Source organism: Cognatishimia sp. F0-27 (assembly GCF_020667845.1).
Taxonomy (GTDB): Bacteria; Pseudomonadota; Alphaproteobacteria; order Rhodobacterales; family Rhodobacteraceae; genus JAFMPQ01.
Window position 1 is genome coordinate 1 of the sequence record NZ_JAFMPQ010000050.1, and the last position, 22,664, is coordinate 22,664.

Here is a 22,664-nt window from a genome sequence, read left to right on the forward strand (position 1 = left end):
TGTCACGATGCTCTCCGACCAGCAGATCGACAGCCTCATCGCCGTGCTCAACTCCGGCCGCAGCGAAAGCGAAAAGCGCGCCTATGCACAGAGCTATTTCGAGTAAATCTCGACAGGGGCATCCCGATCCGGACCCCCGGCGGTCCGGATCGCGCCAAAAGGGCGTCACCATCGCGGTGACGTCCTTTTTTCATGCGGTATGCACGGACAGCTGTCGGGATCGTGTGGGCGGCCTGTGCCGACACCGTCACCCGGACCCGGGCCAGGGCAGGCGCCGCCTGTCCCAGGTCACGCCTTCGCGCATCACCCGCGCCGGGGCACCCGCTGCAAGACTGCCCGCAGGCAGCGTGCCGGTCACCAGCGCGCGCGCGCCAATCACGCAGTCCGAACCGATCACCGCGCCCTTGAGAATCTGAACCCCTTGCGCGATCCAGACATGGTCGCCGATCTCGATATCCGCAGGCGGGTTGATCCGCGCGCCGCTGGCAGCGTCGAGAATCGAGTGCATGTCGGAGACATCCATCACGATATTGCCCGACAGCATGCAGTCGCGCCCCAGCGTGATCCGGCCGCGTTCGTGCAGCGTGATATGCGCCCCCATCATCGTGGTCTCATCCCCGATCGCCAAAGCGGTGTCATCGGCCCTGAGCCGCAGCTGACCGGAGATCACGCAGGCCGCGCCGATGTCGATCCGCGAGCGGTCATTGCGGATCTCGATCAGGCCGGCCGCGAGCTTTGTCCGCGGCCCAATGGCCAAATGATTGTTATTGCCCGTGATTTCGATACGCATTGGCCCGGTGCGCGTGACGTCCGAGGCAATCTCGACGGTGTTGTTCCGGCCGGTATCGCGGATGTCGATCTCCATGCCCGCTCCTTGTCGCTTTGCTCGATCCGGCGCGACTAGACCGTGTCCGGGATGCGGGCGCAAGGGCATGTGCCATCGCAGCCGGGCCGGGCGAACCGTTCCCCAAACCCGACAGACCGGCTGAAAGCGGCCCGCAAAGGCGCAAAAACCGGCTTTTTGCTTGCAAGCCGACGGTCCACATGGTGGTAAGAGCGGCGCCGCGCCCCGTTTGCCGGCCCCCTGCCCGATCTCCGCCGGAGTGTTGATGTTTCGCCGCCTCAAAGCCTTGTATGCGCGTTACGCGGCCCTGCACCTTGCCGCTTCTCTGCCCGGACCGGAATTGCGCGACAGTGATGGGGCAACCGTGGGCTATGTCGACCGGATCCATCTCGGCAAGGGCCGGTTGCAGGTGTCCGGCTGGACCCTGGCCGCCCGGGTGCGGCTGGTTCTGGGAGACGCCGAAATCGAGGCCGAACCGATGCTGCCGCGCACCGATGTGGCGCGCAAGCTCGGCATTCCCGAACATGTGGGATTCGATCTGACAATCCCCGTGGGGCTGTCGGATCTTCTGGCCGCCGAGGCTCCGGGACTTGTGCTTTTTGCCCGCGAAGGGCGCTCGACGATCCCTGCCGTGCCGCTCCCGGTGCGGGTGCCCAAACGGGCCCGCCTCGCGGTGCTGGGCCAGTTTGTCCGCGACATGACCGCCTCGGTGCCGTCGGTGCTGGGGTGGTTGCGGACCGGCGATCCGATCTACCGCGCGCGCATCAAGGAGCGGCTCAAATTCGGCATGACCATGGTGTCCGCAGGCCCGCTGGAGCGGTTCCTGTTCCAGCGGCCGGACGATCCGGCCGACCCGCCCCTGCCGCGCCCGCGCATCACCATCCTCTTGCCGGTCTACAACGCCTACGATCTCTTACAGGAATGTCTCGACCGGGTGGCGGCGCATACGGACCTGCCCTGGCGGCTGATCGTGATCGAGGACGGCTCGCCCGATCCGCGCATCAAGCCCTTTCTCAAGGAGCGGCTCGCGGTGATGGCCGCGGAGGGCCATGACGTCACGCTGTTGGAGAACCCCGAAAATCTCGGTTTCATCCGGTCGGTCAATCGCGGGTTTCAGGCCACGCGCAACCGGGTCGACGGCCCGATGCTCGAAGGCCCGCGCCCGCTCGCGCCCATGGAAGAGACCCCCGAAGGCCCCGTGGTGCTGCTCAATTCGGATGCCTTCGTGCCCGAGGGCTGGGCCAGCCGCCTGATCCGGCCCTTCCTGATGTATGACGACGTGGCCACCGTCACGCCGATGTCCAACGATGCGGAGATCTTCACCGCGCCGGTGATCTGCGCGCGCACCCTGCTCACCCCCGGTCAGGGCGACGCGATCGACCGCACAGCGCAGACCTTCCGCCCCGATGGGCTGGTGTCGCTGGCGCCCACCGGCGTGGGGTTCTGCATGGCGATGGGGCGCGAGTGGCTGGCGCAGGTGCCCCGGCTCGATACCGCCTTCGGGCGCGGCTATGGCGAAGAGGTCGACTGGTGCCAGAAGGTCGCGCGCAAGGGCGGCAAGCATCTCGGGCTGCCCGGGCTCTTTGTCGAGCACCGCGGCGGCGAGAGCTTCGGGTCGGACGAGAAGCTGGCGCTGGTGGCGAAGAACAACGAGATCGTCGCCCGCCGGTACCCCGGTTATGACCAGTCCGTGCAGGATTTCATCGCCGCCGACCCGATGGTGACCGCGCGGCTGGCGCTGGGGATGGCCTGGGCGGGCAGTCTCGATCCGGACCGCGCGGTGCCGGTCTATCTGGCCCATACCATGGGCGGCGGGGCCGATCACTGGCTCGAACACCGGATCGCGGCGGATCTCGAAGACGGTCTGCCTTCGGTGATCCTGCGGGTCGGGGGGCCGTCACGCTGGCGGCTGGAACTGGTCACGCCGATGGGGCGCAGCCACGGGCAGTCCGATCACGGCGATATCATCCGGCAGCTGCTCGCGGTTCTGCCAAAACGGCGCGTGGTGTATTCCTGCGGTGTCGGCGACAGCGACCCGGTGAGCCTGCCGGCGATGCTCACCGCGCTGATGCAGGAGGGCGACGAGGCCGAAATCCTGTTTCACGATTTCTTCCCGCTCTCGCCCGCCTACACGCTGCTGGAAAGCGACGGGGTCTATCACGGCGCGCCGATCCCCGGCCAGACCGACGATCCCGCCCATACCATCCTCACCCGGGACGGCGACACGGTGGATCTCGCCACATGGCAGGCCGCCTGGCATGGTTTTGCCGCGCAAGCCCGGCTGATCACCTTTTCCGCGGCCTCGGCGCGCGATGTGGGCGCGGTCTGGCCCGATCTGGCCGATCGGATCGTCATCCGCCCCCACACGTTGCGCCACGCGGTGCCGCGCCTGCCCGCCCCGGGCGCCGATGCGCCGCCGGTGCTGACGGTGCTGGGCAATATCGGCCTGCAGAAAGGCGCGGCGGTGCTGCAGGCGCTGGCGGCCAAGCTGGCCGACCGGCCCGACGGGCCGCGCCTCGTGCTGATCGGCAATATCGATCCGGCCTATGCCCTGCCCGCCTCCGTCACGGTGCATGGATCCTACGCGGTCGAGAACCTGCCCGCGCTGGCAGCACGCTATGGGGTCACCCATTGGCTGATCCCCTCGATCTGGCCCGAGACCTTCTGCTACACCGCGCATGAGACCCTTGCCACGGGGCTGCCGGTGCTGGCCTTCGACATCGGCGCACAGGGTGAGGCGGTGACGCGGGCGCCCAACGGGCACCAGATGCCCTTTGACCCCGGCGCCGATCTGGCGCAAACGATCCTGACGCAGGTCGACGCGCTCATGGAGCGTGCCGCATCGGCATCCGGGGATCTTCCCGGCACCCCTGTGCCGGGCTTGAACAAGAACGAGAAAGCGACGTCATGAGTGGACCTGTTTCCCTGTCCTGGTTGAAAGCCCGCGGTGTCGAGGTGCTGGACCGCCCCGGTGGCAAGATCGCCCTGCCCAAGCACACGGTGCTCGAGGCGCCCTCGAGCCTGAAATGGACGCAATACGAGTATCTGGTCGAGCTTGGCGCCTTTTCCTACCAGGTGTCGGGCTATTGCTTCGGTGCAAAGATCGGCCGGTATTGCTCCTTTGGCGAAAACGTCCAGATCGGGCGGCAGAACCATCCGATGAGCTGGGTCTCGACCTCGCCGGCCTTCTATCTCGGTGACAAGCTCTTTGGCCTCGAAGGCGGGTTTCAGGGAGCGGAGGCGTATCACAACTACAAGTTCAGCTTTGACGGCCCGGCCACCAAGGCGCAGATCACCACAATCGGCAACGATGTCTGGATCGGTCACGGCGCCTATATCGCGGCGGGCGTCAAGATCGGGGACGGGGCGGTGGTTGCCGCCCATTCGGTTGTCACCAAGGACGTGCCCCCCTACGCGGTGGTCGCGGGCAATCCGGCGGTGATCAAGAAATGGCGCGTGCCGCCACAATATGTCTCGACCTTCCTGCGCCTGAAATGGTGGCGCTATGCGCCGTGGCAGCTGACCCATCTCGATCCGTCCAACGTGCAAGCCTTCCTGCAGGGCGTTCAGAAGATGGGGCATGAGCCGCTTTTCGAGCCCGAAGTCGTCGATTTGCGAAAGATCTGAGATGAAAGCGATCCCGAACCCGATCCGCAGGGCCCTTGGGCAGAGCGACGCGGGCCGCGGGCGCGGTGTGGACCGCTCCACCACGGTGGTGTTCCTGCACATTCCCAAGACCGCCGGGCAGACCATCCATGCCGAGCTGACCCGCGTGATGGGCACCGATGCCGCCTCGCCGATCCGGGTCCACAGCCAGGCCAAGACGCCGGAGGCACAGATGCCGCCCGGATACAGGCTCTATTCGGGCCATATCGACTGGGGTGCGCTGGAAACCCTGCCCGAGCCGCGCTTTGTCTTTACCGTGCTGCGCGACCCGCTGGAGCGGATGGCCTCGTTCTATTTCTACCTGCGCAAGGAGGCCGAGCGGCTGGGTCCGGCCGAGCTGGAAAACCCCGGTCGCGTGGGCATGCGCAAGGTCAGCCGCGAGAGCGCGGATGACTATTTCTTTGGCGGTGACCCGATGTGGCAGCGCTTCATCTACGACCATTACCACTCCACCTACTGCACCTATCTGGTGACGCGGCGGATGCGCGGCTACGGGCAGATCGCCGGGATGGCGCCCGCCGATCTGGTGGATCAGGCCGAAGCGGTGGCGCGCGGGCTCGACGGGGTCTATTCGGTGGACGGGCTGGGGCTTCTGGAGCACGATCTCAAGGTGCGGCTGGGGTTCGAGGTGGACCTGCGCGGGCGGGTGGTGAATGCCGGGCCGCAGGACCGCTCCAAGCGCCGCTGGCCCGCGCTGGAGGCGCTTTTGTCGGAGGCCAGCGTGGTCAAGCTCAAGCGGTTTGTCTGGGCCGACCAGATGCTGATGGCGCGGCTCGGCCTGGGCGCGGATCCCGGAGCCCGACCCTGAGAGCGCCCTGCCCCGCTCTGTGAGGTGCGCGGGCCACGGCCAACACGTCCACATGGTTCGTCACAGCAAACAGGCGGATGCTAGCCGCTCGTCTGCCTGGCCAAGAGCTTGGCGAGAACCGAGGCCACTCCAAGACCAACGCCCCCGGCGATCCATGCGGCGCTCACACCTCCGGCGTCGCCGATCCAGCCCAAGACAAGCAAACCCAACATCGCGCCCAACTGCTTGAGAAGAGATTGCACCGACAGGATCGTAGACCGGCGATTGTCCGGCACATGGGCGTGCAGGATCGCTGCGGCAGGCGATTCCGAAAGCCCCAACACAACGGAAAAGAGTAGGAATGCTCCGATGAACCCGATGAGCGCGCCTTGCAGAGCCAATGCGATCTGACAGAGGAAGAGCGCGCCAAGAACCGCCGCAAGGGTCAGCGCATGGCGGCGCCGAAAGAGGCGGCTTACGTGCCCGGCAAGGCTTGCGCCCACTGCAATCGCCAGGAAATACCCGGCGGTCAGAATACCCACCACGGCGGCCGCGCGGTCCGGGTCGAGCATGGTCTGCACCACCGTGGGCCAGAGCACTTCAACGGGGTTGGTGGCGAAAAGCATGAGCGCCAAGATCGCAAGCAGCAAAAGAAGGGCTCGGTTCGAGACTGCGAACTGCGCTCCGCCGCGGATCGTCCCCGGCACGGATCGTATTTCGCGCAATACAACTGCCCCGTTGAGAGCGCGGCTCGGTTCCCTGATCAGAAATATCGTATAGGTGAGCACAACGAACGTCAGTCCAAGCCCGGCCGCATAAGACACGTCGAAGACCGTCTGGCCAATAATTGGGTCCGAAGGGTCGTTGCCCGCGAAGAGGCCGGGAAGGAACCCGCCGACAATTGCCCCAAATCCAAGTCCCGCGAAATTTGCCGTTTGAGCACGCGCCAGAAGGGGTTGAATGTCGACACCCGGCGCGCGCGCACGCAGTTCTTCAACATACCAAGCGTCCAGCGTTCCCGACCGCAATGCGCGACCGAGACCGACCAGTCCGAACGACGCGGCAAGCGGCCAGAACGCATCGGACAAGATAAAGACGATGGACGCCATCACGGTTGCCACTGTCGCAATCAGAAAGATCGGTTTGCGGCCCACCCCGTCCGCCAGACCGCCGAAGGGCAGTTCGGTGGTCAGTGTCACAGCGGCATAGACCGCAAACAGCGCTCCAATCTCGCCAACACCCAGCCCGCGACCCTGGAGGGCCAGAGCCGTAACGGCAACCATCACCCCCATGGCAAAACGGTCCAGGAATTGGTGCCCTTGAAAAACATACACGTGCTTACGCGCCGTGCTTGGCAGCTTTGAAAACGGGATCTCTGTGTCAGACAGCATGCGGGGTCGCTTTGTTCAGAAATGCATAAGGTGTAACATACGTCGCGAGATCATTCGCCAAACCGCTCATCCGCCGCGTGCACAGCATACGGTCGGTATGGGCTCTTTCCCGACAGTCTTCGCAGCGCGGGATGCGCCAAAGCTCATATGTTGCTGTCATCGGCCAAAAATAACCGCTTCTGGCGCAGAGGCATCGGCAAGGGGGGCGTCAGGATGTCCGCGTCTCGGGATGGCGGCTCGACCGCAAGGTTTTGCCCAACAGCATTTTGCTCTACACATGGACCATGCTGAAATTCGACGAAGCGACAAGCAAACGCCTTGAGATTGCCTATCAAGGCGGTGATGTCAGTCGTCGCAGACGGCTGGCCTTCGATGCCTTGCATCTGTCGGAGGGAGATGTGGTTGCTGATATCGGTTGTGGCAATGGACTTCTGACCGAAGAGATTGCCCGCGCCGTCGGGTCGTCAGGACGGGTCGTCGGGATCGATCCCAGTGCAGATATGCGTTCTCCGGCCTCCGTTCGTTGCGCGGCGTTCCCGAACGTCCGGATCGTGGATGGTTCGGCGGACAGCCTCCCTCTTGAAGACGGTGAAGCAGATAAGGCCGTGGCGGTTCAAGTTCTTGAATACCTCTCTGATATTCCAGCCGCCATTGCGGAGGCACATCGCGTTCTAAGGACGGGTGGACGGTTCGTTGCCGTCGATACGGGCTGCAGGACACTGGATTGGTTCTCGGAGGATGCAGAGCGGATGCGCCGGGTTCTGGAGGCATGGGATCATCACTACATTGAACCACGGGTCGCGGCGCTCTGGCCGCGTCTCGTACGGGATGCGGGGTTCGGTGCCGTCGAAGTCGAACCCTGCACCTTTTGTGACGTCACACTGCGCCCTGATGGCATAGCATGCATGCTTTTGCACCTGATGTCGCGATATGCCGCGGAGAATGGACATATGAGCACTTCGGAAACCAAAGCCTGGTTCGATGAACAGCATGACCTCGCACGGCAGGGACGGTTCTTCTTCTCGCTGACATATTACCGGATGGGCGCGATCAAGACGTAGCCGGCCAAAACGCATACCTTTCTGTCACAGACAAACCCCACGGCTTTTGTCCTGACCCCAAAGCGGCCATTGGTGCGGCTGCAGTGGATGGCCCCCGCCGCTCTAGAGCCGGCCCGTGCGGGCCATCATCCGCACCAGCCGGTCGCCCTGCGCGGTCTGGCGGTAGATCCCGAGCCGGGGCAGAGCGGCAGCAAGGAAGGGGCCGCCTTTCTGGCGCGCGCGCCGGAACCCCTTGAGCAGACGCCGCGCCTCGGGTGTGAACGCGCCCGACACTTCCGACAGCGCGGCCAGATTGGCGTCGAGCCAGCCCGAATACTCCCGCCGCGCCACCGTGCCGAACCGTTTCAGCCGCCCCACCAGCGGGCCGTGATGGCCCAGATGGTTGCCGTCATGCTGGCGGTAGAGCACGAGCGGGCGGGCCTCCATCCCGATCTCGGCGCCGATCCCCGACAGCACGAGATAGACCCACCAATCGTGATAGGGCACATCCGCGCGCAGCGCCGCGGGCACGGTGCGCGCCACCGCCCGGGCTGCCGCCGGGTTGAGCACGATGGTGTTGCCCGCAAGGATGTTCTGCACCAGCGCGTTGCCAAAACCCACCGGGCGCGCGAAGTGGCGGCTCTCGCCCACCGGGCGGAGCGCGGTGTCGGTGAGCACCGTCCGGCAGACCCAGGCCGCCGGGCGGGCGGAATCGGGCCGCGCGCCAAACCACGCCACCGCCTGCGTCAGCTTGTCCGGGAGCCAGACGTCATCCTGATCGGAAAAGGCCAGCGCCCTGTCCGGACCGGCCTGCACCGCGATCGCCAGCGCCGAGAGAAAATTGGCCGCCGAACCCTGCCGGGGGCCCGAAACGCAGGTGATGTCCCGCTCGGGATGGGCGGCGGCAAAGCTGTCGAGAATGGCCTGCGTGTTGTCCTGCGAGCCATCATCGGAGGCCACCAAGGCCCAGTCCTCGTGGGTCTGGTCAACATAGCTTTGCAATTGCTCGGGCAGGTAGGCCGCCCCGTTCCGGGTGGCCAGCACGATACAGACCGGCATCCCCGGCGCGGCGCGCCGCGGGGGACGGGCCGCGCTGTCGGCGCCTGTCGCGGGGTCGGAAAACGGTCTGGACGGCACGGGGTCTGGCTCCGGATGGCGGGCACCCGGCACAATGCGCGGACCCTGTCTCATGCGCTGGCCTTGGCTCTCGAAAGAGGATAGGCTGCGCTTCAATTGTAGTCACGGTCGAGGCTTTTTCGTGAGCGCAAAGACCCCCTCGCCGCGCGCGGCCCTGTCACCGGTCGATACAGAAGACTCCAGAACCGGTTCAGGCGATGCTGCGGCCTCCGATACCGCCCCGCAAGCGGCCACGTCAACGGACAAACCCGGCGCCGCGCCGCCCCAGGGCGGGGCGCGCAACAATGAGACCGCCAAGGCGCTGGCCATCGAACGGCGCCAGATCGCCGAGCGCATGGAGGCGATCAAGAACGAAAAGCTCCGCCGGCAGCTCGAGCAGATGGAAGCCGAGATCGCCGAGCCGAAGCAGGCCGCCGGAGAAGACGGGGCGGCCACGACGGAAGACGGGATGCGCATCCCCGAGGCGGTGCCCCCCGCCCGAACGCGCGCGCGCCACTGGTTGGCGCTGGCCAGCCTGCTGGTGATGGTGCTCGGGCCGATCCTCGTATCGGCGTGGTATCTTTGGAGCCGAGCGCATGACCGCTACGTGTCCTATGCGGGCTTTTCGGTGCGCACCGAGGAAATCGGATCCGCCTTCGAGCTGCTCGGCGGGGTGGCGGAGCTGTCGGGCTCATCGTCTTCGGATACCGACATTCTCTACAAGTTCATCCAGAGCCCCGATCTCGTGGCGCGCATCGATGCGGACCTGGATCTGCGCGCGCTGTGGTCCAAGCCGGGGCGCGACTGGTCCAATCCGGAGCATGACCCGATTTTTGCCTACAAGCCGGACGGGGCGCTGACCGGGCTGTTCGGAGGCCTTTTCGGACGCGACACCGGCGGGCCGGGCGCAATCGAGGATCTGACCACCTACTGGAGCCGCATGGTCAAGGTCTATTCCGACAGTGGCACCGGGCTGATCGACCTTGAGGTGCAGGCCTTTGCGCCGGAAGACGCCCAGCTTATCGCGCAGCGGATCTATGACGAGAGCACGGCGATGATCAACCGCCTCTCGGCCATCGCCCGCAATGACACCACGCGCTATGCCCGCGAGGAGCTCGACCAGGCCGTGGAGCGGCTCAAGACCGCCCGCGAGGCGCTGACCCGGTTCCGCAACGAGACCCAGATCGTGGACCCCTCGGCCTCGATCTCGGGCCAGATGGGCATCCTGACCTCGCTGCAAAGCCAGCTCGCCGCGGCCCTGATCGAACTCGATATCCAGCGACAGACCGCAACCGACGGCGATCCGCGCATCGCGCCGCTGGAGCGCCGCGTCGAGGTGATCGAGGAGCGCATCGAAGCCGAGCGGCAGAAACTGGGTCTTGGCGAAGGCTCCGCCCCGACCGGGGAGCGGCGCGCCTTTGCCGATCTGGTCGGTGAATACGAGCGGCTTGCGGTCGATCAGGAATTCGCGCAGCAAAGCTACACCTCGGCCCTGGCCAATTATGACAGCGCCCTGGCCGAGGCGCAGCGCCAGAGCCGCTATCTTGCCGCACATGTCAGCCCGACCCTGCCGGAATCCCCGACCCGGCCCGACCGGATGCAGGTTCTGGGGCTGGTGGGGCTTTTTGCCTTCCTGATCTGGGCCACGACGATCCTGGCGGTCTATGCGCTGCGGGACAGGCGCTGAGAGCCGCGCCAATGCCTTGTCCGTTTCCGTCAGACCGGCACGCAAGGACGCGGTTCCGCGGCACGCCGCGCCCCCGCGCGCGCACGGCTCCGGCACCGGGGCCTGCGCCCCGCGCGGCTCCTGTCCATGCCCTGCGCCCGGATGGCCCCCGACGCACACCGAGCGCCGCCGCGGGGCCATTGCGCGCCGCCGCGGGGCCATTGCCCGGGGCCCTGCTCTTTCCGAATTCGCCACACACCACCAGCCACGAGCGCCTGTGATGATCGTTCTGCGCAACCTCACCAAGACCTTCGAATTCAACGGCACCCGCAAGACCGTCGCCGACAACATCAACGCGGTCTTTCCAACCGGCGTTTCCGTCGGCCTTCTGGGGCGCAACGGCGCCGGAAAATCGACCCTGCTCAAAGTCATTGCGGGCACCTCCGCGCCGACCTCCGGCGAGGTGCTGACCGATGGCAACATCTCCTTCCCCGTGGGGTTGGCAAGCTCCATGCATCCCGACATGACCGGCGCGCAGAACACGCGCTTTGTCGCCCGGATCTATGGCGCGGAAACCGAGGAGATGATCCGCTTCGTGCAGGCCTTTGCCGAGCTTGGCGATCACTTCGAGCTGCCGGTGCGGACCTATTCCTCGGGCATGCGCTCGCGGCTGAGCTTCGGCATCAACATGGCGCTGCAATTCGACACCTACCTGATCGACGAGATCACCGCCGCGGGCGACGCGGCCTTCATCGAGAAGTCGCGCCGGGTCTTCATGGCACGGATGGAAAGGGCCGGGGCGATCTTCGTCAGCCACTCGATGCCGCAGATGCGCAACATGTGTCAGGCCGGCGCCGTGCTTGAGAATGGCAAGCTCAGCTATTACGACGACATCAACGAAGCCATCGCCGTGCATGAGCGCAATCTCAAGCAGCACCGCGAGGCCTCCTGAAACCGGCCGGCGCGGCCCGGCCCCTGGTGAGAACGGGCGCGCATCGCGCCGGAAAGGACCGTTGTTGATGGGCCAAACGCCCCCCTGCCCGCTTCCCGGCTTCCGCCGCGTCTGTCCGGCCCGGACCGGATATGGCCGCCCGGACGGCCCGCCCAGACCCCGGTGATCCGATGAATGATGACGAGATGATCCGCGCCTCCATGGTGCCCGATGACATGACCCACGCGCGCATGGCCTCCGACCGCGAGGATGACGCGATAGACCCGCTCGCGCGCGGCCCCCTGCCCACCTTCGAGCCGACCCCCTTTCCGCAGGGCGCGCGGATGATGTTCTGCATCGGCGCGCAGAAAGGCGGGACAAGCTGGCTGCATGACTACCTTCTGCCATCGCCGGAGGTGCATTTCTCGCCCAACAAGGAGCTGCATTACTTCGATGTGCGTGCAGGCCGCGCGGAGATGGCGCTGCGGCTGCGGATCAAGCAGATGCAGACGCTGGCGGGCCGGCTCGCAGCGGGCAAGAGCGCGCTGCATCCCCAGCACACCCGCGTGGTGCGCGAGGCGCTCGACCTGCTGGAGATCTATACCGGCCCCAAGGCCGGGCCGAACCGGCACGACCCGTATCTCGACTATCTCCTGGCGGGCTACGATGCGCAGCCCTGGGTCGCCGACATCACCCCCTCCTACGCGGTGCTCGACGCGCGCCATTTTGCCGATATGGCCATGGTCGGCGAGGCGCGCTTCATCTTCATCCTGCGCGACCCGGTGGCGCGCATGTGGAGCCATATCCGCATGATGGAGCGGGTGAACCACGGCGAGGACACGCCCACCGAGGAGATGATCGGGCATTGCGCCGCCCGGGCGCAGATCCTGATCGACAGCGGCAAGCTGGGCCGGCTGGAGCGGGTGAACTACCGCCGCACGATGATCGAGCTGGAAGCCGCCGTCCCGGCGGAGCGGATCAAATACGTCTTCTTCGAGGATCTGTTCTCCGGCGCGGCGACACGGGAGATCTGTGATTTCCTCGGCATCGCGCATCGCCAGCCCGAAGGCGGCCGCCGCGTGAACGAGGGCAAACCGGTGCCGATGCCCGAGGAGATCCGGGCCGCCTTCCGCGACGCGTTCGATCCGCAATACCGGTTTGTGCGGGAGCGGTTCGGCGACCGCGTCCCGGAGAAATGGGCGGTGTGAGGGTCGGGATCGGTGAAGCAGGCGCGTATAGGACGCGGATGCGTAGAGACTGAACAGCCGCGAGGTCATGCGCCTTGTCGCGCGCCGCGGCACCAGTGATGCCGATGGCAGCTCAGAGCCACTACCTCACAAATGCTGCGCTCGCCGCGCATGACCGCTATTGGACACTCTGTGACCAGCGCTGTTAAAGTCTGCGCAGAGCCCAACCAGCACCCGATACCGAAGAAAGTCATTCATGCACCCTACAGAGAAGATTGTCCGCCGGTTTCACGAGTCATGGGGCATGCGCGATCCTGACCGCGGGGCAGAAGTGATTTCGGATGATTGCGATTTTGAAGATATCGCGCGTCAGGAAAAACTGACCGGAAAGCAGGCGTATAAAGACGACTACTATCGTTGGCGGGAAGCGTTTCCGGATGGTCTTTGCGAAGTCGAGAACGTTATCGTCAGCCAATGCGGAGAATGGGCCACCGTCGAGTTCCGCAATACCGGCATTCACGCAGGCGTGCTGCGGTCCAGTCTCGGGGATTTTCAACCTACGGGAAAGAAAGCCGAAGTGCGCTATTGCTCCGTGATGAGAGTCAAGGATGGGATGGTGGTCGAAGGCCGCGATTACTATGACAGCGCAACGATTGCCCGCCAATTGGGGTTGGTTGACTGACACAACGGGGTCTTGCTGGCGGGCAGGTCTGGCAGCCTTCCAAGGAAAGCGGACATTCAAGAGCCTGACAGACATGTCGGCAAAACCCCCGAAGAAGACCCCGACGTGGCAGACATCCCGTGACACCGCGGTGTTCTGCACCGGCGGCGATGTTGGTCACGATGGGTGGCGCGCCGCGATGGGCGTCGCCCCAGCGCATGCAATGCGCAAATGCGCAGGCTGTCGGCCCCGATGGACAGCCAACACCGACAAACCGGCGCGCTTGGCGTGCAGACCGGTCGACCGGGGCGCGCGCTCCGGCCTGCGCCGATGCTGGCCTCACATTGGTTTGCCAACGGAAAGGCATGCTGCTGCAAAATGGCCCCGCTACAGGACGCGCCGCCGCCCCATCTGGACGCCATGCGCGCATTGTCGTAACGGGAACCCCTGTAAAATAAGCTGTCAGCAGGCACTCTCGGTATGGCCTGGGACAGACCGGTGAGACCGGGGCGGTTTGGTCCACACAGGACCCATGACAGGGGCCGCTTCACCGGATGACCACCGCAAGGAGCCACGCCGCGATGAGCCACACCATCAAAGTCCTGAGCGTTTTTGGCACCCGCCCCGAAGCGATCAAGATGGCGCCCGTGGTGCGCGGGCTGGCGGCAGCCGAGGGCATCGACGCCCGCGTCTGCGTCACCGCCCAGCATCGCGAGATGCTCGACCAGGTGCTGGCACTGTTCGGGATCACGCCGGACTACGATCTCGACCTGATGAAACCCGGACAGGGGCTGCACGACATCACCGCCGCCGTGCTCACCGGGCTGAAACCCGTGCTGGAGGATTTTGCCCCCGATCTGGTGCTGGTGCATGGTGATACGACCACCACGCTGGCGACCTCCCTGGCCGCCTATTACGCACAGATCCCGGTGGGCCATGTGGAGGCCGGGCTGCGCACCGGGGACATCTATGCGCCCTGGCCCGAAGAGGTGAACCGCAAGGTCACGGGTGCGATCACGGCTTTGCATTTTGCCCCCACAAAAGCCGCGCGCGCCAACCTTCTGGCCGAGAACGTGCCGCCTGCGCATGTGCATGTGACCGGCAACACGGTGATCGACGCGCTGGGAACGGTCGCCGAGAGGCTCGAGAGCGATACCGCGCTGGCCGCGGAGATGGCCGCGCGTCTGCCCTTGCCCGATGACCGCCGCATCGTGCTGGTCACCGGGCATCGCCGCGAAAGCTTCGGCGGCGGGTTCGAGCGGATCTGCGAGGCGCTGGCGCAGCTGGCCGCGCGCGCGGACACGCAGATCGTCTACCCGGTGCATCTCAACCCCAACGTCAAGGGCCCGGTCGAGCGGCTTCTCTCCGGACATGACCGCATCACGCTGATGCCACCGCAGGAATACCTGCCCTTTGTCTACCTGATGCGCCGGGCCGATCTGATCCTCACCGACAGCGGCGGCGTGCAGGAAGAGGCCCCCTCGCTCGGCAAGCCGGTGCTGGTGATGCGCGACACCACCGAACGCCCCGAAGCGGTGGATGCGGGCACCGTGCGGCTCGTGGGCACCGACCCCGCGCTGATCGTGTCGGAGGTGACGCGGCTGCTCGATGATGGCGCGGCCTATGAGGCGATGAGCGTGGCGCATAACCCTTATGGCGACGGACAGGCCACCGGGCGGATCCTCGCGGCAATCCGCGACTGGCACGCCACGCGCGGAAGCTGATATGCGCGATACGACCCCGGAGACAGACCCGCCCGCGCAGGCGCGGCGTCACACCATGAAAGGCACCGCGATGGACAAGCCCGTGTTCGAAAAGATATCCGTGATCGGCATGGGCTATATCGGCCTGCCCACCGCGGCGATGTTTGCAGCGCGCAAGATCCATGTGCTGGGCGTCGACATCAACCAGACCGCCGTCGACACCATCAACCGCGGCGGGATCCACATCGTCGAGCCCGATCTCGACATGGTGGTGCATGCGGCGGTCACCGGCGGCTATCTGCGCGCCGCCACCGAACCGGAAGCCGCCGAGGCCTTCCTGATCGCGGTGCCGACCCCGTTCACGGGCGACAATCACGAGCCCGACCTGAGCTATATCGAAGCCGCATCCCGCGCCATCGCGCCGGTGCTGGAGCCCGGCAACCTCGTGATCCTCGAAAGCACTTCGCCGGTGGGCGCCACCGAGCAGATGGCCGGCTGGCTGGCCGAGGCGCGGCCCGATCTGAGCTTTCCCCAGACCCATGGCGAAGAGAGCGACATCCGCATCGCGCATTGCCCCGAGCGCGTGCTGCCCGGCAAGGTGATGCAGGAGCTGATCCAGAACGACCGGGTGATCGGCGGCATGACCGCGCGCTGCTCGGCGCTGGCCACGGCGCTCTACCGCAGCTTCGTGACCGGCGATTGCGTGATCACCGATGTGCGCTCGGCCGAGATGGCCAAGCTCACCGAAAACAGCTTTCGCGATGTGAACATCGCCTTTGCCAACGAGCTCTCGCTGATCTGCGATCGTCTGGGCATGGATGTCTGGGAGGTGATCCGGCTGGCCAACCGCCACCCGCGGGTGTCAATCCTCAACCCCGGGCCGGGCGTGGGCGGGCATTGCATCGCGGTCGATCCGTGGTTCATCGTGGCCTCCGCCCCCGAAGAGGCACGCATGATCCGCATGGCGCGCGCAGTCAATGACGGCAAGCCCGACTGGGTGCTCGACAAGGTCGCCGCCGCCACCAAGGCGTTTCTGGCGCAATATCCCAAGCTTGGCCCGGAAGACGTGACCGTGGCCTGCTACGGGCTGGCCTTCAAACCCGATATCGACGATCTGCGCGAAAGCCCGGCCTTGCGCATCGTCGAGCGGCTGGCGGCGCGCCACCCCGGCCCGGTTCTGGCGGTGGAGCCCAATATCGATACGCTGCCGGATGGGTTGGCCGAGGCCGGGCAGACCGTCGCGCTTGTCAGCCTGCCCGAAGCCCATCACCGCGCCGATATCCATGTCTATCTCGTGGGGCACCGCGCGTTCCACGCCGCCCCCCGGCCGGTGCGCTACTGCATCGACACGGTGGGGCTGTTCTCCTCCACGACGCCGCAGGGCTGACCCGTGCGGGCAAGCCATGGCTCCCCGGCGCCTCTGCGCGACGCCCGCACGACCGGCGGCCAGCGACGGCCCGCCCGGCAGAGGCCCCAGAGCCCCCCCGCGCGCGGTCCGGGGGCATGCGCCTGCGCGATCGGCCTGTCCGGCGAGAGCCGGTCATGAGCGGCGGGGCCGGCACGGCTGACCGCCAGGGCCCTGCACGGCGCGGCTTGATCCGCGATATCGGCTGGAGCGCGGTGCTCAAGATCGGCTACCTGGCGCTGCAGACGAGCGTCAATATCGTGCTGGCGCGCCTGCTCGGCGTCGAGAGTTTCGGCTTCTACGCGCTGGTCATGGCCTGGGTTCAGCTCCTGCTGGTGCCGGTGCTGCTCGGGTTTCCCGCCTCTCTGGTGCGCCATATGGGGCAGCATGCGGCGGCCGGGACCGGGTTTGCCGCGCGCAGGCTGATGCGGGTGGCGGCGGCGGCGGTGCTGGGCACGGCGATGCTGGCCGCCGGGCTCTGGGCGGCCACCGGGTTTCTGCTGGACCCCGGCCACGGGATCGCGGTGGCCGTGCTGGTGGTGGCCCTGTCCCAGACGGAGATCGCGGGCGCCGCCTTGCGCGGCCTGGGCCATGTGGTCGCAAGCCAGCTCGCCCAGCAGATCCTGCGCCCGGCGATGTTCCTGATGCTGCTCGGTTTCGCGGTGCTGACGGGGGTCACGATGGCGCCGGGCACGGCCTTTGCCTTTCATGCGGGCGCCGCGGCGCTGGCGGCCGGGATCGCGATGGCGCTGCTGCAGCGCCCGCTGGCGCGCCTGCCCGATCACGGTGACCGGCAAAACGCGCCGCAGATCCTCTTTGCAAGCCTGCCCTTCCTGCTGCTGGCAAGCATCCAGGCCCTGAACTACCAGATCGACCTTGTGGTGGTGGGGATGCTCATGCAGCCCGCGGATGTGGGGCTTTACCGCGCGGCGGTGCAGGTGGTCGATGGGCTGGGCGTTGTGCTCTTTGCCTTCTCTATGGCGCTTGGCCCGCGCATCGTGCGGCTCCAGGCGGAGAAGGACCCTGACGCGCTGGGGCGGTTGCTGCTGCGGGCGCATCTGACCGCCGGGGCGATCATGCTGGTTGCGGCGGGGACGGTTGCCGCCCTTGCCGCGCCGATCGTGACGCTGCTTTTCGGGGCGGCGTTTGCGCCCGCCGCCGCGCCGCTGATCTTGCTTGCGCTTGGCAAGATCCTTTATGCCTGTGTCGGGTTCTCCGGGCTCGGGCTGAGCATGCTGGGCCGTCCGGGGCGCTCGACCTGGGCGCTGTCCTTCGGGCTGGTGCTCAATGTCGTGCTGACAGTCTGGCTGATTCCGCTTTACGGATTGATCGGCGCGGCCATGGCGACGGTGATCGCGGCGTTTGCGGGCAACCTTCTGGCGGCGGTGCTTCTGGCCCGCGCCATCCGGGCGCTGCGCTGATGGGACAGCCGCGATGAAACAGGAACCGGGGATCATGACCGCCTCGCGCAAATGGCTTGTGCTGCTTTTCGGCGACATCACCTTTGACGGGCGGGTGCGGCGGATGATCGATATCGCCTCGGAGTCCGGCACGGTGCATCTTCTCGATTGCAGCACGGCGCCGCTGGCGGACCGGGTCGCGGGCGACAGCCATGCGCGCTGCGTCGTGGCGCCGGGCATGTCACAACCGCACCCGCACCTGGCCTTCCTGCGGCAGGCCCTTGTCACCGCGCGCCGGTTGCGCCCGGACGTGGTGCTGGCGGAGGATTTCTTTACCGCCATGCCGGGGCGTCTGGCCGCGGGGGTGAGCGGGGCGCGGCTGGTTTATGACGCCCATGAGCTGATCATTCCCGGCCCCGGCGAGCACCCGTCGCGGCGCGACCGGTTCTGGGCCCGGCTGGAGCGCCACGCCGCACCCGCTGCCGATCTGGTGATCGCCGCCAATGCCGAGCGCGCCGCGATCATGACCGAAAGCTATCCGCTGCGCCGCCCGGCCACCCATATGCGCAACATCCCCACGGTGCCGCGGCCCGCGCAAGACCGGCTTGCCGAGAAACGCGCAGCCTATCCCGCGCTGGAACGCCGCGCCGATGACGAGGTGCTGGTGCTCTATCAGGGGGCGGTCGTTCTGGATCGCGGTCTGCCGCGGATCATCGAGGCCATGGCGCATCTTCCCGACCGCATCCGGCTGATCGTGGCCGGTGACGGCTTTATGCGATGTGGGGATCGTGACCTATGGCTATGCGACCCGAAACACGCAGCTTTGCGCCCCCAACAAGGTGTTCGAATACGCCCAGGCCGGGCTGTCGGTGCTGGCCAGCGACCAGCTGCCCTTGCGCACCCTGCTTGCAGGGCGCCCCTGGGCGCGGTTCATCGGTCCGGCGGACAGTGCCGGCACGGTGGCGGAGCGGCTGATGGCGTTGAGCGGCACCGTGCGGCGCAACGCCGCCGATATCGACGCGTTCCTGGCCAGCAACACCCCCGAGGCCGAGAAGGCGCGCGTGAGCGCGGCCCTGCGGGAGGCGCTGGGATGATCACCTTTGATCCCTTCATCCTGTTCTTCGTGGCGGTCTTCCTGATGATTGCGCTGCCGATCTCCTGGCTGGTCTGCAATGGGTCCACCCAACGCCTGCTTCTCCTGCCGATGATCATCGGGTTTAGCCTGTTCAACGGGTTTGCCATCTCGACGACCCTGGCGCCGGGTTACATGATCATCAGCTATTTCGTGTTCATCATTACCCTGGTTTTTGGATTCCGGCTCGGCGCGGTACTGAGCTACCCGCTGGGTGTGACAATTGCATCCAATGCCACAGCCGTGCTGGCGGATTTCGCCGAGGGCCGAATGGCCAAGAAAGTGCTCATCCTCTATTTGATCCTGATCTTTGTCACCCTGGTGGTGCCGACATTCAGGGTTCATCTCCTGTTTGCACCACCCTCCCCGGATTTGCGCTCATTTTTCGATGCTCAGTTCACCACGCAGCGCGGCGCTATTGGCGCCCTGATCAGCATTCTCACCACGCTGGTCACGCCCCTCTATTATCTTGCGCTTTATCGCTATCGGGACCGCAGCCGGATTCTGTTCTTTCTCTTGTTAGCCCCGCTTTACATGGAATATGTGCGCGACGCCTATATCGGGCGGTATGAAATCCTGTTTGCGCTGATCTTCTTCTTCATAATGAGCTGGGTTTTCAAACCCAGATGGCGGCTCGGCCTGATCATCAGCGCCCTGGCGCTGACACCGATCCTCGCAAGTCTCGCCAACGCGTACACCTACGTGCGTCTGGGTAATGCGGTTTCGAGCGACGGGATTCTACAGGGCTTCTTCACGCTCCTGGAAGGGGAAGTCATGCTGCCCATCGAGATTGGCCGGCCGTTGATTGCATCTGGTGAGCAGGCCGATCTGGTGTCCTATGTCATCTGGATCGCGACATTGCCGATCCCGGGTTTTCTCAAGGGCGGTTTGCCGATCATCCGGCTGAATTTCGAAATCTCCGAAATCGTTCTGGGCGTGCCCCGGGGCTCTCCGGGTTTCTACATCGTCTTGCCCGGCTTGATCAGCGAATCGATTTTTCTTTACGGCAAGGCGCTGTTCGCGCTTCATCCGTTGACGATCGGCATGCTGATGGGGTTTTTCGCCGCGATCCTGCAGAATATTCCACGCATGAACGCGCTGGTCTATTTTCTGTCGATCCTCGTCTTCTTCAACCTCAACCGGGGTGGGGTCTCTTCCGTACTACCCATCCTCATCAACGGCTTTTTGCTTTTCGCGATCATCGTGTTCTTCACCATTCTGCGCGAGCAGGCCCGCCGCAAGAGACAGTCAGGTCACCACCCGAATGGCTGAAACCGTTCTGATCCTTTTGCGCCACTACCTGCCGGGGTTCCGGTTTGGCGGGCCGTTGCGGAGCGTGGCCAACCTTGTCGATCATCTCGGGGACGCGGTGGATTTTCGCATCGTGACACTGGATCACGACATGGGCGACCCCGCGCCCTATTCCGCGATACGGACGGACCGGTGGCAGGCGGTCGGCAAGGCGCAGGTGCTCTACCTGTCGCGCCCTCCCGGCATCGGGGCGCTGCGCCGGATCATGGACGACACCGCGCATGATCTGCTCTATCTGCAAAGCGCCTTCGATCCCGCCTTTTCGCTGCGCCCGCTGCTGGCCAACCGGCGGCGCGCCAGCCCTGTCCTGATCGCCCCGCGCGGGGAGTTTTCTCCCGGGGCGCTTGCCCTCAAGGCCCGCAAGAAATCCGTCTTCCTGACGGCGGCGGCGCTGACCGGGTTGTGGCGGGGCGTCACATGGCACGCCACCGCGGAGCCGGAGAAAGCCGACATCATCGCCCGCATCGGCGCGTCCGCATCCATCGCCGTGGCGGCCAACCTGCCCTCCGTGGGCATGACCGCCCCGCCAGCCGCGCCCGCCTCCGAGGTGCTGCGCGGCGTGTTCCTGTCGCGCATTTCACCGAAAAAGAACCTCATGGGCGCGCTGGACATTCTGGCGCAGGTCTCGGCGCCGATGCGGTTCACCATCTACGGCCCGGAGGAAGACGCCGCGTACTGGGCGGCGTGCAAGGCGCGCATTGCACGGCTGCCGGCCCATATCGAGGTGATCCATGGCGGCACCCTGCCCCCGGATACGGTGCGGGACACGCTTGCCGGGCATGACGTGTTCCTGTTTCCCACGTTGGGAGAGAATTACGGCCATGCCATCGTGGATGCGCTGTCTGCCGGGTTGCCGCTTGTGATCTCGGACCGGACTCCCTGGCGCGGTCTCGCCGCAAAGGGGGTCGGTGCGGACCTGTCGCTGGACGATCCCGGCGCCTTCGCGCGCGAGATCGACCGCATTGCCGGGCTGGATGCATCCGGGCGCGCGGCCATGAGACAGGCGGCGCTCGACATGGCCCGCGAGATCGCCAACCCCTCCGAAACGCTGACGGCCACCCGCGCCATGTTCCGGGCCGCGCTTGCCCGGGGAGCCCCCGGCGCGCGTCGCTGAAAGGGCGCGGACGCCGCTTGGGAGATCACCGGCGTTGCGGTGCGGGGACCCGCGGCGCGCGCCGGGCTGTCAGATCTTCAGCACGATATCCGTCGAGGACCCGGCATCCGGATCCCACACGACAAGACCGTTTGCCCCGAAATCCACCGAGAACGCGGTGCGCGCATCCGTCTTCAGCGCCTGCCAGCTCTTGTTCATGCTGTCGGACCAGTTGATGTCATCGACAAAGACAATGGCCGGAGAGGCCAGATAAGGCACCGATTGCTCGAAATACTGCAGCACCGCCGCACCGTCGTGATGGCCGTCGTTGAACAGGAAATCGATCCGCCCGATGCCCTGCATTTCGGCAAGAAGCGTCTCGTGGAACGGGCCCGTTACCACGTCCGCATTGTCAAGCTGATTGATTTCGAGCGTCTTGCGGGCGATCCTTGCGACCTCCTGCGCCCCCTCGAGCGTTTTCAGCCGACCCCGGCCGTTCTTCTTCAGCGCCGCCGCCTGATACGATGCGGAGATCCCCACGCAGGTTCCCATTTCAAGAACGGTATCGGGTTCGAGATGGCGGATCAGCTTGTAGAGCAGCAGGCAGTAGCGCGGTGACTTGCTGGCCTGCGCCACCTGTTGCACGGTCACCCGCGTTGCATGGCCATGCGCCGCCTCTTCGAGGCTTCGGGTGTTGTCCGCCTTGCCGGCGCCGAAATCCATGAATTCGATGAGGCTCTCATCAGCACCGAGCGCGGCGCGCCTTTGCTCTATCCTGTCGATCAGCGCGGCCTCGTCGCGGCTGATATCGCCGTCAATCGTCTCCCGGACCGCTTGTGCAATCGGCTTTGCAAAAGGGTGAGGGAGGCGTTCGAGCGCAGGCAGGGCGCGCCGGGTCGCCGCATGTGTGACATGGTCGGCCACCGGCCGAACGACCTTCTTGAGCGCCGCTCTGATACGCATGGATGACCTTTCCCGACTGTGCTTGGATCGCGTGTGTGTCGCAACCGTTCCATATCTTGATCTTGAGACAGGCCTTTGCGGTTCGAGATCCGCGGCCTGCCCCGTGTCACGCCATATCCCGGGCTCTGGCGCATCGCACCGCAAGCCCGTGACGCTTGTGCTGTATTGCAAATTTTTTCGCCCAGAGCCACAGGCTCCGGGCCCGTGGGCGGTTTCAAGACCCGCATTGGCGGATACATCCCCCTCCCCCGCACGTGCAGGCGGCGGCATGGCTGTCTGGTCAGACCGGATCAGGGCAGGCAGGCAGGCCGGAGCGACCTTGCGATGGGATGCCAGGACGGTCAGACAATATAAGCATTTGGGTTTTT

17 protein-coding genes are annotated in these 22,664 nt (G+C 65.7%); 13 read left to right on the forward strand and 4 right to left on the reverse strand.

Going from position 1 to position 22,664, the window contains the following annotated elements; all coding sequences use genetic code 11:
• Window positions 1-247 precede the first annotated feature (247 nt).
• Window positions 248-865, reverse strand: coding sequence for an acyltransferase (locus tag J1C49_RS19595; protein ID WP_227447531.1), 618 nt, complete (start codon window positions 863-865; stop codon window positions 248-250).
• A gap of 244 nt (window positions 866-1,109) precedes the next feature.
• Between J1C49_RS19595 and J1C49_RS19600 the strand changes: the two genes are divergently transcribed.
• The 3 genes from J1C49_RS19600 to J1C49_RS19610 are packed head-to-tail and all read left to right on the forward strand — an operon-like array spanning window position 1,110 to window position 5,318.
• Window positions 1,110-3,755: a glycosyltransferase gene (locus tag J1C49_RS19600; RefSeq protein ID WP_227447532.1), complete on the forward strand. Its 2,646-nt coding sequence runs from the start codon at window positions 1,110-1,112 to the stop codon at window positions 3,753-3,755.
• Window positions 3,752-4,471 (forward strand): CatB-related O-acetyltransferase, encoded by a 720-nt coding sequence (locus tag J1C49_RS19605; protein ID WP_227447533.1) that lies wholly within the window; start codon window positions 3,752-3,754, stop codon window positions 4,469-4,471. Before J1C49_RS19600 ends, J1C49_RS19605 begins: the two co-directional genes overlap by 4 nt.
• 1 nt (window position 4,472) lies before the next feature.
• Complete coding sequence (locus J1C49_RS19610) at window positions 4,473-5,318, forward strand: sulfotransferase family 2 domain-containing protein (RefSeq protein ID WP_227447534.1); 846 nt, start codon at window positions 4,473-4,475, stop codon at window positions 5,316-5,318.
• An 80-nt stretch (window positions 5,319-5,398) separates the two neighbouring features.
• Here J1C49_RS19610 and J1C49_RS19615 read toward each other — a convergent pair whose 3' ends face one another.
• Window positions 5,399-6,688: an MFS transporter gene (locus J1C49_RS19615; protein WP_227447535.1), complete on the reverse strand. Its 1,290-nt coding sequence runs from the start codon at window positions 6,686-6,688 to the stop codon at window positions 5,399-5,401.
• A gap of 251 nt (window positions 6,689-6,939) precedes the next feature.
• On the opposite strand from J1C49_RS19615, the gene J1C49_RS19620 reads away from it, so the two are divergent.
• Window positions 6,940-7,749, forward strand: coding sequence for a methyltransferase domain-containing protein (locus tag J1C49_RS19620; protein WP_227447536.1), 810 nt, complete (start codon window positions 6,940-6,942; stop codon window positions 7,747-7,749).
• A gap of 102 nt (window positions 7,750-7,851) precedes the next feature.
• On the opposite strand, the gene J1C49_RS19625 is transcribed toward J1C49_RS19620, so the two are convergent.
• The gene (locus J1C49_RS19625; RefSeq protein WP_227447537.1) at window positions 7,852-8,919 is read right to left on the reverse strand and encodes a glycosyltransferase; all 1,068 of its coding nucleotides are present in this window, start codon (window positions 8,917-8,919) and stop codon (window positions 7,852-7,854) included.
• A gap of 67 nt (window positions 8,920-8,986) precedes the next feature.
• Between J1C49_RS19625 and J1C49_RS19630 the strand changes: the two genes are divergently transcribed.
• From J1C49_RS19630 to J1C49_RS19670, 9 genes are all read left to right on the forward strand, one after another.
• The gene (locus tag J1C49_RS19630) at window positions 8,987-10,531 is read left to right on the forward strand and encodes a capsule biosynthesis protein (RefSeq protein WP_227447538.1); all 1,545 of its coding nucleotides are present in this window, start codon (window positions 8,987-8,989) and stop codon (window positions 10,529-10,531) included.
• A 259-nt stretch (window positions 10,532-10,790) separates the two neighbouring features.
• Window positions 10,791-11,462 carry an ABC transporter ATP-binding protein gene (locus tag J1C49_RS19635; protein ID WP_227447539.1) on the forward strand — a complete coding sequence of 224 codons (672 nt, stop codon included), beginning with the start codon at window positions 10,791-10,793 and terminating at the stop codon, window positions 11,460-11,462.
• 131 nt (window positions 11,463-11,593) lie between these two features.
• Window positions 11,594-12,649, forward strand: a complete 1,056-nt coding sequence (locus J1C49_RS19640) for a sulfotransferase (protein ID WP_227447540.1) — start codon at window positions 11,594-11,596, stop codon at window positions 12,647-12,649.
• Window positions 12,650-12,884: 235 nt separating this feature from the next.
• A complete protein-coding gene (locus J1C49_RS19645; RefSeq protein ID WP_227447541.1) occupies window positions 12,885-13,310 on the forward strand; it encodes an ester cyclase in 426 nt (141 codons plus the stop codon).
• A 560-nt stretch (window positions 13,311-13,870) separates the two neighbouring features.
• On the forward strand, window positions 13,871-15,013 hold the full coding sequence (gene wecB / locus J1C49_RS19650) for a non-hydrolyzing UDP-N-acetylglucosamine 2-epimerase (protein WP_227447542.1): 1,143 nt from the start codon (window positions 13,871-13,873) through the stop codon (window positions 15,011-15,013).
• A gap of 1 nt (window position 15,014) precedes the next feature.
• A complete protein-coding gene (gene wecC, locus J1C49_RS19655) occupies window positions 15,015-16,379 on the forward strand; it encodes a UDP-N-acetyl-D-mannosamine dehydrogenase (RefSeq protein ID WP_370639441.1) in 1,365 nt (454 codons plus the stop codon).
• 155 nt (window positions 16,380-16,534) lie between these two features.
• Complete coding sequence (locus J1C49_RS19660) at window positions 16,535-17,818, forward strand: oligosaccharide flippase family protein (RefSeq protein ID WP_227447543.1); 1,284 nt, start codon at window positions 16,535-16,537, stop codon at window positions 17,816-17,818.
• Between the two features lie 13 nt (window positions 17,819-17,831).
• Complete coding sequence (locus J1C49_RS19665) at window positions 17,832-20,201, forward strand: glycosyltransferase (RefSeq protein WP_227447544.1); 2,370 nt, start codon at window positions 17,832-17,834, stop codon at window positions 20,199-20,201.
• Complete coding sequence (locus J1C49_RS19670; protein ID WP_227447545.1) at window positions 20,194-21,354, forward strand: glycosyltransferase family 4 protein; 1,161 nt, start codon at window positions 20,194-20,196, stop codon at window positions 21,352-21,354. The genes J1C49_RS19665 and J1C49_RS19670 overlap by 8 nt, the downstream gene beginning before the upstream one ends.
• Before the next feature lie 69 nt (window positions 21,355-21,423).
• Here J1C49_RS19670 and J1C49_RS19675 read toward each other — a convergent pair whose 3' ends face one another.
• Window positions 21,424-22,296: an O-methyltransferase gene (locus J1C49_RS19675; RefSeq protein ID WP_227447546.1), complete on the reverse strand. Its 873-nt coding sequence runs from the start codon at window positions 22,294-22,296 to the stop codon at window positions 21,424-21,426.
• Window positions 22,297-22,664 lie beyond the last annotated feature (368 nt).